Consider the following 14,030-nt stretch of genomic DNA (forward strand, 5'->3'; position numbering starts at 1 on the left):
TCCTGAACTGAACTCAAGCTTGGGTCGTTTGGATAAAGAGATTGACCGGGAAATCCCCCAGCACGGCGCTGACCGTCAGCTCCCTGTGTTTTGTGACTGTGACGCTTGAAAAAAGTCCCTTCAGATTTTCTTCAGCGGCGGCAAACGGTAATTTGACTCGCGTATCGCCCCACAGCGAGGCGTGAACCTGGGGTTTGGCACTGTTTTCCAGCAGTTCGGCACAGCGTATCGGCACTATCACGATAGCCCGTTTTCCCTGCCATTCGCGGACAAACGCCAGCACCCGGTGAGCCTGGCTGCCGACGACTTCAAGGGCTTGATAAGTCCCTTTTTGAAACAGCCCGGCATGCTCGGCACGCCAGTTCAGCGCCCGTGCGATCAGGGTTTGCTTGATGCGCCCGTCATGCCAGTTCGCCAACAGCTCGGGCAGGTCCAACGGCCTGTGCATGGCCTGCTGACGGCTGACGTAATCCACCGGCCGGCGGTTGTCCGGATCGACCAGTGTGAAGTCCCAGAAGTCGTTGCCCTGATAGAGGTCCGGTACCCCCGGCACCGTCATTCGCAGCAAGGTTTGCGCCAGGCCGTTGAGTGCGCCCGGGGCGGCAATGTGCTGGGCCGCTGCGCCGATGGCCGCGCGCAGTGGCTGACCTTCGGGGCTCAGGAGCAGGCGTTCGAGAAACCCATGGGTTGCCTGTTCATACCCTTCGTTTGGCGCGCTCCAGCTGCTTTGCAACTTGGCTTCGCGCAGGGCTTTCTGTTGCCACTGCCAGAGGCGTTTGGCGTAGTCCTCGTGCGCCACCTGATCGTCATTGCGCAACGGCCAGCTGCCGAGGATCGCTTGATAAAGAATCAGCTCGTCGCCCGCCGAGGGCACGCCGGGTTCGGTGCGCAATTCGTCGGCCAGGGTTCGCCAGTGTTCGACCTGTTCGGCGTACCAGGCGCTGCGCTCGCTCAACACCGCCAGACGCGCGCGGGTGTCCTCGCCGCGTTTGTGGTCGTGGGTCGCGGTGGCCAGCAGGTTGTCGGGGAACTCGGCGAGACGATTGGCGCAGGCGGCATGGAAGTCGGCAACCGGCGCACTGAACTGCTCGGTGTTGTAGCCGACATCGTTGCGCGACAACAGCACCGCCGAGCGATAAAGCGCGGTGTCTTCCACCGCCTTGGCCGCCGCCGGTGAGGTCAGTTGCTGGAAGCGCACGCAGGCATGCTTGAGCAGTTTGCGTGGGCGACCCACCGGGTGCTTGCGCCAGGGTTGGCCGCCGAGCCAGCCGGCCAGGCAGTCGAGCACCGGCCAGTCGGCCTCGCCAAGGGTTTGCCTTGCACCGTCCATGGCCTGCTGGAAAAACACTTCGTCCTGGGCGGCGCGGCCCAACGGGCTGATGTAAGTGCGGTACACCGGGAAGTGCACGATCAACTCCTGCAAGGCCCGACGGATTGCGCCGAGGGTCAGGTCCCGGGTCATCAAGTCGTCTCGGGCCAGTTGCAACAGGGCGTGGGCGACGCTTTCGAAATCCCCGGCCAAAGAGCCATTGAGAATCTGCTGGCGCGCCAGTTGTGCTTCCTGGCGGAAATCGGCGGGTCGTTCGCTGTGCTGGCTCCAAAGTTCACCCAAGGTCTGGGCGCCTTCGGGATCGTGTTGCAGCAACGACAACTGGTTCATGAATTCGTAACCGGTGCTGCCATCGATGGACCAGTCGCGGCGCAGGGTTTCGCCTTCGCCGAGGATCTTCTCGACATAGATCGGCAAATGCCGATCCGGTACCAGTCTATCGACCCTGCGCCGCAATTTTCGGCAGTAACCGCGCGGATCGGCGAGGCCATCGATGTGGTCGATGCGCAGTCCATCGACCAGACCTTCGGCCACCAGCTCGAAGATTTTTGCATGGGTCGCCTCGAACACCGCCGGGCGTTCGACGCGCAGGCCACCCAGTTCATTGATGTCGAAAAAACGCCGCCAGTTGATGTCGTCCGCCGCGGTACGCCAGCTGGCCAGGCGATAACTCTGGCGTTCCAGCAGGTTATGCAGGCACTGAAAACCCTCAGGGGTGAGCGAGTCGTAGGTGCCGAGCGTGTGCTCGATGGCCTGAAGAATCGCCGGATCGCTGGCCAGTTCATGCAGCTCGGCTTTCAGCGGAATCGCCAGGCTGTGTGCGTCAGTCTGATAACTCAAGGTGCTGAAGCGGTCTGCCAGGGATTTGAGCTGCTCGACCTGCTCGGCATTCAGTTGATCATCTGCCTTGAGCAGTTCTCCGTAGCTCGTGGGGCAAATCGGGAAGTGATGCTCATAGTGCTCGACATAAAAGTCGCCGCGCCGGGCATCGAAACGCAAGGGCAGGGTGCCGTCCTGCAAGGCGATGCCGTAATCGCTGGCCAAAAAGGGCAGCAGCAACTGGCCCTCCATCAGCGGGTCGGGTGAGTGCCATTGAATGTCGAAAAACTCGCCGTAAGGGCTCAGCCGCCCCCACTCCAGCAAGTCGAGCCACCAGGGGTTATCGCTACCGCCGACGGCCATATGGTTGGAAACGACGTCGAGGATCAGCCCCATGTTCTGTTTGCGCAACGCATCGACCAGACGGCGCAATGCCGCTTCGCCGCCGAGCTCAGGGTTGACCGTGGTCGGGTCAACCACGTCGTAGCCATGCATGGAGCCAGCGCGGGCGGCGAGCAGCGGTGAGGCGTAGATGTGGCTGATGCCCAGGCTGGCGAAGTACGGCACCAGCGGCACCGCCTGATCCAGGGTGAAGTCTTTATGAAATTGCAGCCGCAGGGTCGCCCGCAGCGGTGGGATGAGCGGTGGATTCATTGGTCACGCTCGGCCGCCTGAAGTCGCGCACAGGCGAGCAGTTCCAGGCGCCGGGCAGCGTCCGGGTCATCGAGCAGGGCTTCGCTGTCGCCGGGTAGCCTGCGGGACCAATTGGGGTGGGTGTCGGTGGTGCCGGGCAGGTTGGCCTGCTGTTCGATACCCAAGGCATCTTCCATTGGCAGCAATACCAGCGGCGCGCGGGTATGACCGAGGAAGCGAATGGCGGCATCGAGCACCTGATCGGTTTCGTGGGACTCTTCGCGGAAATTCTGCGGGTCCTGGCTCAGCACCCGGCGCAAACCTTCGCGCTCGCGTTCGCGATGTTGGCGCCATTCGATTTCACCCGGGGCGTCGACCAGATTCAAGCGCGCGCTCCAATCGATATCGCGGCCATGCCACCAGCCATTGAGCGTCGGCAGGTCATGGGTGCTGGTGGTGGCCAGGGCATTGTCCGGCCAGTCGAGAATCGGCTTGAAGTGAGCGTTGTCCTGTTCGAACAGCAGCACGCGCATGCCGAGGATCGAGCGCGCGATGAGTTTCTCCCGCAGGCCCTCGGGCACGGTGCCGAGGTCTTCGCCGAGGACGATGGCCTGATGCCGATGGGATTCGAGGGTCAGCAAACGCAGCAAATCGTCTACCGGGTAATAGAGATAGGCACCGTCGCGGGGCGGTGCGTCATTGGGGATCACCCACAGTCGTTGCAAGCCCATGACGTGATCGATACGCAGGCCGCCGGCGTGGGCGAAGTTGGCCCGCAGCATTTCGATGAACGCGCGAAAGCCGTTGCGCACCAAGCCTTCGGGGGAGAACGCGGAAATGCCCCAGCCCTGGCCGGTGCGGTTGAGGATGTCGGGTGGCGCACCCACGGTCAGTGAGGCGAGCAATTCGTCCTGGCGACTCCAGGCCTGGCTGCCGCCGCCGTCGGCGCCCACGGCCAGGTCGGCGATCAGGCCGATGCCCATGCCGGCACCACGGGCGGCGGCCTGGGCGCGCTCCAGGCTGCGCGCAATCAGCCATTGGCAGAACGCGTAGTAGCCGATGCGGGTCGAATTTTCTTCGGCAAAATGCGCCAGAGCGGTGCTGCGCGGGTCACGCCATTCTTCGGGCCACTCGCGCCAGTCGAGGCTTTCACCGCGCTGCGCACGGGCTTCCTGGATCGCTTCGAAGCGGCAATGATTTTCCAGCGCTTCGCCACCGGTGTGACGGAAGCTGCTGAAGTCTGGATGCAAGGGATGTTCGCCGTGGACGAACCCTTCGTACAAGGCTTCGAGCAAGCGGTGTTTGGCGTCGGCGGCGGTGGGCCAGTCGATCAGTTGCAGTGCTTCGAGGTGCTTGAGCTCAGCACCAAGGCCGGTGGCGTCAATCGCGGTGCGCAGGGCACGCTCACCGAGAATCGCTCCGGGCGCCGCATACAGGCTGTTGAGGAACAAACGGCTGGATGGCGAGTAAGGGCTGTAACGCTGGGTATCGCCGCTGAACATCGCATGCAGCGGGCTGATCGCCAACGCTTCGGCGCCCCGTTCGCCGGCCACCCGGGCCAGGTCTTCAAGGGCCTGGGTATCGCCGAAACCGCCATCGCCGGGGCGGCGCAGCGCATACAACTGCACGCTCAGGCCCCAGGCCCGGGGGGTTTGACTGTCAACGGCATCGCCGACGCTGTAGCACCGCTGGGGTGCCACCGCCAGGGTGAAGGATTGATCGTCGATGCTGACGTGCTGATAACCCACCGGCACCAGCCCGGGCAACACGGCGTCGTCATCGAGCTTCAGGTTGAGCCGTGAGCCGTCTTCGAGATGGATTTCACACGGGGTATGCGGTTCGAAGTAGTGGGCCAGATCCAGACCGACGCCCACGTCGCAGGTCAGCAGCGGTGGCAGGTGCCGGGTTTGTTGCACTTCCTGCAATTGCAGCAGGCTGGCGTCGATCTCCTGGGCGGTATTGGCGGGATGGCCAAGACCGGCCAGCACCGAGCGCAACACCGCCGGGGTGACTTTCTGTGGACGGCCATTGGCGTCGATCCAGTCGACGGCCAGGCCTGCTCGGCTGGCCAGAATTTCCAGTTGCGCATCACTCATGGGCGCTCTCCGTCCGGGGGTAGCAAAGGGGCTGCGGCCGTGAGGGTGACTAGCGCGCAATACGGGGCAAGCGTGCCCTGATCCAACAGACCGGCCGATTGTGGCGGGTGTTCGAACAGCAGCATCGCGTCGGCCTGTGGGGTGTGGACCACGGGCGTGTCGCTGAGGTTCAGGTCAATGCGCAACTGACTGCCATCGCCCAGTCGCCAGCGCGCCGTCACCGCGCCTTCGGCCAGTACTTGCGCACCCAGCGCCTGGGCGCCGGGCAGGTGCGGGATGATGTGTTGATGGCGGATCTGCAGCAGTCGGCGATACAGGTCGTAAATCGGCGGTTGCCGGCTGGAGCTCAGTTTTGGTCGCGACGCCTCGAAGGTCTGCGTCGCGTTCGGGTCGGGAATCTGCTCGCGTTTGTGCGGGTCGGCGAAGGCACTGAAGGCGGCGAACTCATTGCGTCGACCTTCGCGCACCAACTCCGCCAATTCACCGTGGTGGCTGGTGAAAAACAGGAACGGTTGCTCGGCGGCGAACTCGTCGCCCATGAACATCAGCGGGATCATCGGCGACAACAACAGCAACGCGGTGGCGGCGTAAAGGGCATCAGGTGGGGTCAGTTGGTGCAAGCGCTCGCCAAAGGCGCGGTTGCCGATCTGGTCGTGGTTCTGCAGGAAAAGCACGAAGGCCGTGGGCGGCAAGTGACCGCTGGACTCACCGCGGGGCGTACCGTGGCGGGTGATGTGGCCCTGGAACACGAAACCCTGGCTCAGGCACCGGGCGAGCTGTTCGGTGGGTTGCTTGGCATAGTCGGCGTAATAGGCGTCGGTTTCGCCGGTCAGTAGAACGTGCAGGGCGTTATGGCCGTCGTCGTTCCACTGCGCGTCGTAACCTTGCTCCAGCAGGCTGGCCTGGTTGTGCTCGTTTTCCGCCATGAGCCACACGTGCCGCGCCGGATCGATTTGCCGGCGAACCCGTTGCGCCAGCTCCTGAAGAAAATCCGGGTCTTCGATGGCATGCACCGCGTCCAGGCGCAGGCCGTCAAAGTGATACTCCTGCAGCCACATCAGCGCATTGTCGATAAAAAAGTCGCGCACCTCGCGCCGCCGGAAGTCGATCGCCGCGCCCCACGGGGTGTGTTTGTCTTCGCGGAAAAAGCCTTTGGCGTAGCGATGCAGGTAATTGCCGTCCGGGCCGAAGTGGTTGTAGACCACGTCGAGAATGACCGCCAGGCCATGACCGTGGGCGGTGTCGATCAGGTGTTTGAGTTGTTCGGGGGAGCCGTAGGAGGCCTGAGGGGCGTAAAGCAAAACCCCGTCATAGCCCCAGTTGCGCTCGCCAGGGAACTGCGCCAGCGGCATCAGTTCGATGGCGGTGATCCCCAGTTCGACCAGGCGCGCCAGATGCTGCTCGACCTCACTGAAACCGCCGAGTGCACCGACATGCAGCTCATAAATCACCGCCTCATTCCATGGCCGACCCTGCCAGGCGCTGTGTTGCCATTGATAGGCGAGGGGATCGACCACCACGCTGTAGCCGTCGATATCGCCCGCCTGGGCGCGGGAGGCCGGGTCCGGCACCTCCATCTCGCCATCGATGTTGTAGCGGTAACAGCTCCCCGCGCGGCAGCGGGTCTTGATCACAAACCAGCCATCGGCCTGAGGCACCAGCGGCAGGGATTGCCCATCTTTCAGTTCGAGACTGACGAAAAACGCATCTGGCGCCCACAAGGCAAAACACGTGTGTTCTGCGTCCAGCATGATTGCGCCGTGGGGCCAGGTCTCAAGGGTCCGTAACGGCATCGTTGAAAGCCTCTTACTGTCTGCTCGATTTTCCCAGCGCTTTAGCCACCAGTTGTTCGTAGAGTTCGGCGTAGGGTTCGACCGCCTTGCACCAGTTGAAGGGCGCTGCCATGGCCCGGCAACGCATGGCGTTGAGCAGGCCGGGGAAGGCGAACACCTTGAACGCGCGGCTCAGGGCTTCGCGATAACTTTCCACCGTGGACTCGTCAAAGAGGAAACCGGTCACGCCATTTTCAATGGTGTCGGCCAGGCCGCCGGTATTGCGCGCCACCGGCAATGAACCGAAACGCTGGGCATACATCTGGCTCAGGCCGCAGGGTTCGTAACGCGAAGGCATCAGCAGGAAATCACTGCCGGCGAACATCCGGCGGGCATCGGTTTCATTGAAGCCGATACGCACGCCGACGTGTCCGGGAAAGCGCAATGCCAATTCACGCATGGCTTGTTCTTCTTCCGGCTCGCCACGGCCGATGATCGCGATCTGGCCGCCGTTGGCGACAATGTATTCGGCCACCGCCTCGGTCAGGTCCAGGCCTTTCTGGTAGACCAGCCGCGAGACCACGGCGAACAACGGACCTTCTGAGTCTTCGAGACCGAACAGCTTGCGAACGTGCGCCGCGTTGACGGCTTTACCGTCCCAGTCGCCGATACCGAACGGGTGGAACAGGTGCGGATCGGTGGCCGAGTCCCAGCTTTCATCGATGCCATTGGGAATCCCGCTGAGCAGGCCTTGCTGGGTCTTGGCGGCGAGAAAACCATCGAGGCCACAGCCGAAGGCCGGCGTGGTGATTTCCTGGGCATAGGTGGCGCTGACGGTGGTGATGTGGCTCGAGTAGGCCATGCCGGCCTTGAGGAACGACATCTTGCCGTAAAACTCCATGCCTTCCTGTTGCAGGGCATGCATGGGAATGCCGAGTTCCGGGCACGAGCCGAGGCTGGTGACGCCCTGGTATGCCAGGTTGTGGATGGTGAACAGGGTCGGGGTGCGTTGGCCACGCCAGTGCATATAGGCAGGAGCCAGGCCGGCGGGCCAGTCGTGGGCGTGCACCAGGTCCGGGCACCAGTGAATCTGGGCGAGGTTGGCGGCGATATCGGCGGCTGCGAGGCCCAGCCGGGCGAAACGAATATGGTTGTCCGGCCAGTCGCGGCCGTTGTTGGCGCCGTAAGGCGAACCTTCGCGCTCGTACAGTTCAGGGCAGATCAACACGTAAATGACCAGGCCGTCGGGCATGTCCATGCGCCCGATCTTGCAGGGCGGCAACGCTGCGTGCCCACCCAGCTCACCGATGATATGAATCGGGTTTTCGCTGTTCAACACTTGCGGATAACCGGGGATGAGCACCCGGACATCGTGCAGATGAGCCATGGCTCGCGGCAGCGCGGCGGAAACGTCGCCAAGACCTCCGGTCTTCACCAGATCGGCAATCTCCGAGGTCACGAACAGGACTTTCTTTTTATTGGGATTCTGGCTGGCTACCGGTGCCAGTGTCTTGGGAATCGGCATGTTGACCGATTTGGCACTGAGGACACCGACGGTGCTCGTTTCCCCGACCTGCTGATGAGCACGTTCTCCCTGAATATCTAAAGCCGCACTGATCATATGAATCTCCCGTGTTGTTGATCTAATTCTAGGCCTGGCACAAACGGTGTTCGTGGCCAAATCCTGTGGCCGGGCGCAAACGCGCTACGCATCGGTGAGCAAGTGCTGCCCATGCGCTGAAGCAGAATGGGTGAAGTGGCTGTTGCAAGGAATGCACCAGTCGCTGTGGCCCTACTTTTAAGCTGACCCGAGGCCAAGACCAAAAGTTTCGATTTTTTTCACCGAATGACCAGCCGGTTTTACTCCGCGAAAATCAGTCTAGGTCAGAACTTAGAGCGGGGTCGGCCAACCGGTGAAATTGTTCGACAATCGGTTGCTAGAGGGTACAAACCTGGGGGGCCTTGGGGGAGATGCACCGACGAAGTGCAGGTTTGTTTTTTTGGAGTGGGTCAAATCGGGACCGGGAAGTCACGATATCGGGCGTGATGGGATGTGAGTTGCACCATTGCGGTGCGTAAGGTTTAGGGAGGTGTGGTGGGTTCGAGGGCCTCTTCGCGGGCAAGCCTCGCTCCTACAGGAATCATGCGAATCGTGCGAACGATGCGAACCTGTAGGAGCGAGGCTTGCCCGCGAAGAACGGTAACGCGGTTTCAGCCCAGCAGCCGAATCGGGCCTCCGGCCGCCCAGGCTTGAATGTCTTCGATCATCTGCGAAAAAAACAATTGGTAGTTCTGCCGGCTGACGTACCCGACATGAGGCGTGGCCAATACATTGTCCAATGTTCTGAAGGGATGATGACGGGGCAACGGCTCGTGCTCGAACACGTCCAGCGCAGCGCCCGCCAGGCGTTTTTTCTGCAACGCCTTGATCAACGCCGCCTCATCGACAATCGGCCCGCGAGCGGTATTGACCAGCCATGCTGTGGGTTTCATCCAGTCCAGTGCCTGAGCATCCACCATTGCTCGGCTGCGTTCGCTAAGCACCAGATGGACCGACAGCACATCGGCCTGCTCGAACAGTTCCTGCTTGCTGACATAGGTGACGTCGACTTCGGCGGCCCGTTCGGCGGTCAGGTTTTCGCTCCAGGCAATCACCCGCATGCCGAACACTTGACCGAACCGGGCGACCCGTTGACCGATGCTGCCCAGACCAAGAATCGCCAGGGTCTTGCCCTGCAGGTCGCCGCCCAGGCCTTGCTGCCAAAGACCTGAGCGCAAGGCGTTGGCTTCGGCCACCAGGTTGCGGGTCGCGGCCATGATCAGTGCCCAGGTCAATTCGGGAGCGGCGTGTTTGTAGCTGTCGGTGCCGCACACCTGAATGCCCAGGGCGGCGGCCGCTTTCAGGTCCAGGGCGGCGTTGCGCATGCCGCCGGTGACCAGCAATTTGAGTGCGGGCAAGCGGCGCAGCAGGTCTTCGTCGAACCGGGTGCGCTCGCGCATCACGCAGATCACCTCGAAGGCGCCCAGACGTTCGGCCAGGGTTTCGTTGTCGGCAGGGTAGTCATGGATAAAACTCACCTGGCCGATGCTGTCCAGCACCGACCAGTCCACCACGTCGCGAGCCACGTCCTGCCAGTCATCGATCACCGCAATCTGCACTGCCATCAGCTTTACCTCATCAACGAAGGGGATTGGTTTTGTTCAGCCAGCCGAGTAATGCCTGATGGAATTTCGCCGGTTCCTCCATCTGCGGCGCGTGGCCAAGGCCCGGGAATTCGATGAGCGTCGACTGTGGGATCAGTTTCGCCACTTGCTTGCCGAGTACGTCGTAATGGCCGATTTTCGCCTTGACCTCGGGCGATGCGATGTTCTTGTTGATGGCCGTGGTGTCGGAGGTGCCGATCAGCAGCAGGGTCGGCACTTTCAGGTCCTTGAACTCGTAGTACACCGGTTGGGTGAAGATCATGTCGTAAATCAGCGCCGAGTTCCACGCCACCGCTGTTTTGCCCGGTCCGTTGGCCAGGCCTGCGTACATGTTCACCCAGCGGTCATACTCGGGCTTCCAGCGGCCATCGTAATAGGTGGTGCGTTGGTAGTCGCGGATACCTTGGGCTGTAACTTTCAGCTCTCGCTCATACCATTGATCAACCGTGAGATACGGTACGCCGAGGGCTTTCCAGTCTTCCAGGCCAATGGGATTGACCAGCGCCAGTTGTTCGACTTGATCGGGGTATTGCAAGGCATAACGGGTGGCGAGCATGCCGCCGGTGGAGTGCCCGAGCAGGGAGGCTTTCTGGATGCCGAGGGCCTTGAGCAGTTGCTGGGTGTTGGCCGCCAGTTGCTGGAAACTGTATTGATAGTGGTCCGGTTTGCTTGAGGTGCAGAAGCCGATCTGGTCCGGGGCGATGACCCGGTAACCGGCCTCGCTCAGCGCTTTGATCGTACTGTCCCAGGTCGCGCCGCAGAAATTCTTGCCGTGCATCAACACCACGCTGCGCCCGTTGGCCTTGCCATGAGCGGCGACGTCCATGTAACCCATTTGCAGGGATTTGCCCTGGGACTCAAAAGCGAAATGCTTGACCGTATAGGGGTACTCAAAGCCCTGAAGTTGCGCGCCGTATTGCGGCGTTTCGACCGGGTTCTGGTCCTGGGCATGGGCGAGAACCGGTAGTGCCGCCGTCAGCAGCAGGCCCGGTAACCAGCGGGAAAAAGTGGGTGACATGGGGGAACTCCACAGGAAATCTGCCGATGCTTGACCGGTACGATTAGGGTGACATTAAAGATAGGCCACGATCGTAATGCCAAGCTGACTGGCACTGGGCAATGGCCCTGCATGATCGTTCAGCCCATCCAGCCCAGCGTAGCCAAGGCGAGCACACCATAGCGGGCGCCCTTGGCGAGCGTCACGATCACCAGGAAACGCCCCAGCGGTTCGCGCATGACGCCAGCCACCAGCGTCATTGGGTCGCCGATGATGGGCACCCAGCTCAGTAGCAAGGACCAATGACCGTAGCGCTGATAGTGCTTTTGGGCCTGGTGAAGATGGCGTGGGCTGACCGGAAACCAGCGTCGCTCACGAAACCGTTCGATGCCGCGTCCCAGCCACCAGTTCAGCAGCGACCCCAACACGTTGCCCAGCGTTGCGACCGCCAGCAATGACCAGAGCCCGTACTGTCCGCTGAGCAACAGCCCCACCAGCACGGCTTCGGATTGCAAGGGCAGCAACGTCGCGGCACCGAATGCCGCGAGAAACAGCCCGATGAAGGCACCGAACATCAATGGCCGGGATAGTCCGCCACTACGACGTCAGTGCCATCCTTTTTCAGGCCGATCACCTGATAGGCGTCGCTCATGCCGTCCATTTCCATGCCGGGCGAGCCCATGGGCATGCCAGGGGCGGCAACCCCCAACAGATCGTCGCGCTTGCTCAAGGCCAGTACTTGATCGGCCGGCACATGGCCTTCGACGAATTTGCCGTTGATCACGGCCGTGTGGCAGGACGCCAGGCGAGGTGGCACGCCGTGTTGCTGCTTGAATACGCTCATGTCGGCTTCGACGTGGTCTTCAACCTTGAAGCCGTTGGCTTCCAGATGACTGATCCATTTTTTGCAGCAACCGCAATTGGCATCGCGGTGAACTTCGATGGGGATCAGGTCGGCGGCCTGAGTCAGGGAGGAGATAAAGAGGGCGCTCAGGGCGGCCAGACGCAGGTGGGTTCGCATGGGAATCTCGTCTCGGGTTGCGGCAAAAAAGATGCATTTTGACCTCTTTTTCCGACTGGGCATTGCGCGAGTGTTTCGAAATTATACAAGGTCGGTTAGCCCGATCATCGCAGATCAATGCTGTCAGCCGAATGAGCGCGGGATTACAAGGCTGTCAGGTTTGGATCGTGCAAGATTCGTCTGCAACGACGGGCGGCGTGAAGCAGAAAGTGTCGCCCTTGATACAAACAAACTAACCAAGGCGTACATAAGAGCTTGAATAGTTAGCTGCGCCAATATCGAAAAGTTCATGTAGGCCAATGAAACAAGGCGCTTTGTGGTATGTGTCGTAAATGTACAAGAATTGTAAAAAACGGAAATATTTGTTGGTGGCGTTAGTGTGCGCATCGATACTCGCCCGCACTTAACTCGGTTAAACAAGGAACTTTTATGGTCGCCTCACAAGGACGTCTGCCTGTTTTGGATGGTCGGCATCCAGCCATGCAGTCGGGAGCTCGGTCATGACTATCGGCTACACAGGTGCCTGGACAAGCAAGGCAGGTTTACTGGTCAGGGATACCGGCGGCGGCAAGCCTGTCAGCCATAGTGCCAGGGTCAAGCAGATGCTGGCCCTGGTGGGGAATAATCCCAATGCGCTGAACACCGCGAAAATGGATGAACAGAAGCTGCACAGGAACATCAAGGGCTTCGACCCGGAAAATGTCTCTGCCAGGCAACTGGGCAATCTCAGTGCGTTCTTGCGAGGCAAAGGTTTGATCTCCGATATAACGTCGATGACCTTACTCAATGCCGGTGACAAGTTTGACCGGTTTGGCGTACAGAAGGACCCGGATGCGAAGTTCAATGCGCTGGAGTATTTCGCCACGCAACTGGACACTATCCAGAACAACAGTATCAAGGGTGACAAGTATGCCGCTGGCCTGATCCCGGAATACAAGACGGCGATCTACGTACTGCAGAACTTGCAAACTTACGGTAAGGGCAATGGCACGACCCCCACTGACAAGGGCGTCAAGGCCAAGGCCTGATGTTCAGCGACGCGGGCCCGCTCAACCGTCGAACGGGCCATGCACCTGCTATCGGTCCAGCAACTTCATGACTTCCTCCGGATAACGCAGGCCTGCTGTGGCATTGGCCGGGAATATCGATTCCAGGGCCTGCAACTCTTCGCGGCTCAGTTTCACGTCCAGTGCGGCCACATTTTCTTCAAGGTATTTACGCTGTTTGGTGCCTGGAATCGGGATCAGATAATCCCCTTGGGCCAAGACCCACGCCAACGCCAGTTGGCCTGCTGTCACACCCTTGTCGGCCGCCAGGGCCTGCACCTGCTGCACCAGTAACAGGTTTTTTGCGAAGTTTTCCCCTTGAAAACGCGGGCTGAAGCGACGGTAGTCATCGGCCGCGAAGTCGTCCGGGCTTTTCAGTGCCCCGGTCAAAAAGCCCCGGCCCAACGGGCTGTAAGGGACAAAGGCAACTCCCAGGCGCCGGCACGCGGCCAGGCAACCATTTTCTTCCTGATCGCGGCTCCACAACGAATACTCACTTTGCAATGCGCTGATCGGATGAACCTTGTGCGCTCGTTCCAGTGTGGCGACCGATGCTTCACTCAATCCCAGGTAGCGCACCTTGCCGGCCTTCACCAGTTCTGCCATGGCGCCGACGGTTTCCTCGATGTCTACCTGTGGATCGATGCGGTGCTGGTAATACAAATCCAGGGTTTCCACGCCAAGGCGCTTGAGGGTGCCGTCGATAGCGTCGCGAATGTATTCCGGTCGACCATTGACGCCCCGTGCGCCGGGGTTGGACGGGTCGCGGACAATGCCGAATTTGCTGGCCACAAACACCTGGTCACGCTTGCCGGCAATGGCTTTGCCGATCAGTTCTTCGTTGGTGTGTGGGCCGTACATGTCTGCCGTGTCGAGCAGGTTGATGCCCAGTTCCAGCGCTCGGTGCAGGGTGGCGGTGGCTTCGCGAGTATCCACGCCGGTCGTGTAGAAATCGGTCATGCCCATGCAGCCAAGACCAATGGCTGAAACCTGAGGTCCGTTCTTGCCTAGTTGACGTGTTTGCATGAAATCAGCTCCCTGTGAATTGAGCCCCATTGTTGACCTCGACAGAAACAAGATAAACCGGCTAAAACTGCTATCACTGTTTGCAA

The 14,030-nt window shown here is 60.8% G+C and carries 10 protein-coding genes; 1 reads left to right on the forward strand and 9 read right to left on the reverse strand.

Annotated features, from left to right (window positions below):
- Positions 1-13: 13 nt before the first annotated feature.
- The 8 genes from KGB14_RS11960 to KGB14_RS11995 form a co-directional block, all read right to left on the reverse strand.
- On the reverse strand, positions 14-2,803 hold the full coding sequence (locus KGB14_RS11960) for a malto-oligosyltrehalose synthase (protein ID WP_223486811.1): 2,790 nt from the start codon (positions 2,801-2,803) through the stop codon (positions 14-16).
- Positions 2,800-4,878, reverse strand: coding sequence for a 4-alpha-glucanotransferase (gene malQ / locus KGB14_RS11965; protein ID WP_223486813.1), 2,079 nt, complete (start codon positions 4,876-4,878; stop codon positions 2,800-2,802). Before malQ ends, KGB14_RS11960 begins: the two co-directional genes overlap by 4 nt.
- Entirely contained in the window at positions 4,875-6,671 is a 1,797-nt protein-coding gene (gene treZ, locus KGB14_RS11970; RefSeq protein WP_223486815.1) for a malto-oligosyltrehalose trehalohydrolase, read from the reverse strand. Before treZ ends, malQ begins: the two co-directional genes overlap by 4 nt.
- 13 nt (positions 6,672-6,684) lie before the next feature.
- Positions 6,685-8,271, reverse strand: a complete 1,587-nt coding sequence (gene glgA, locus KGB14_RS11975; RefSeq protein WP_223486817.1) for a glycogen synthase GlgA — start codon at positions 8,269-8,271, stop codon at positions 6,685-6,687.
- 590 nt (positions 8,272-8,861) lie between these two features.
- On the reverse strand, positions 8,862-9,815 hold the full coding sequence (locus KGB14_RS11980) for a D-2-hydroxyacid dehydrogenase family protein (RefSeq protein ID WP_223486819.1): 954 nt from the start codon (positions 9,813-9,815) through the stop codon (positions 8,862-8,864).
- 13 nt (positions 9,816-9,828) lie between these two features.
- Positions 9,829-10,872 (reverse strand): alpha/beta fold hydrolase, encoded by a 1,044-nt coding sequence (locus KGB14_RS11985; RefSeq protein ID WP_223486822.1) that lies wholly within the window; start codon positions 10,870-10,872, stop codon positions 9,829-9,831.
- Between the two features lie 119 nt (positions 10,873-10,991).
- Positions 10,992-11,426: a YqaA family protein gene (locus KGB14_RS11990; protein WP_223486824.1), complete on the reverse strand. Its 435-nt coding sequence runs from the start codon at positions 11,424-11,426 to the stop codon at positions 10,992-10,994.
- Entirely contained in the window at positions 11,426-11,872 is a 447-nt protein-coding gene (locus tag KGB14_RS11995) for a DUF411 domain-containing protein (RefSeq protein WP_223486826.1), read from the reverse strand. Before KGB14_RS11995 ends, KGB14_RS11990 begins: the two co-directional genes overlap by 1 nt.
- A 500-nt stretch (positions 11,873-12,372) precedes the next feature.
- On the opposite strand from KGB14_RS11995, the gene KGB14_RS12000 reads away from it, so the two are divergent.
- Positions 12,373-12,900, forward strand: a complete 528-nt coding sequence (locus KGB14_RS12000; RefSeq protein WP_223486828.1) for a hypothetical protein — start codon at positions 12,373-12,375, stop codon at positions 12,898-12,900.
- 48 nt (positions 12,901-12,948) lie between these two features.
- On the opposite strand, the gene KGB14_RS12005 is transcribed toward KGB14_RS12000, so the two are convergent.
- Positions 12,949-13,944 carry an aldo/keto reductase gene (locus tag KGB14_RS12005; RefSeq protein WP_223486830.1) on the reverse strand — a complete coding sequence of 332 codons (996 nt, stop codon included), beginning with the start codon at positions 13,942-13,944 and terminating at the stop codon, positions 12,949-12,951.
- Between the last annotated feature and the right edge of the window lie 86 nt (positions 13,945-14,030).

Origin of the sequence: Pseudomonas sp. A-RE-19 (assembly GCF_019956555.1) — a bacterium.
GTDB lineage: Bacteria > Pseudomonadota > Gammaproteobacteria > Pseudomonadales > Pseudomonadaceae > Aquipseudomonas.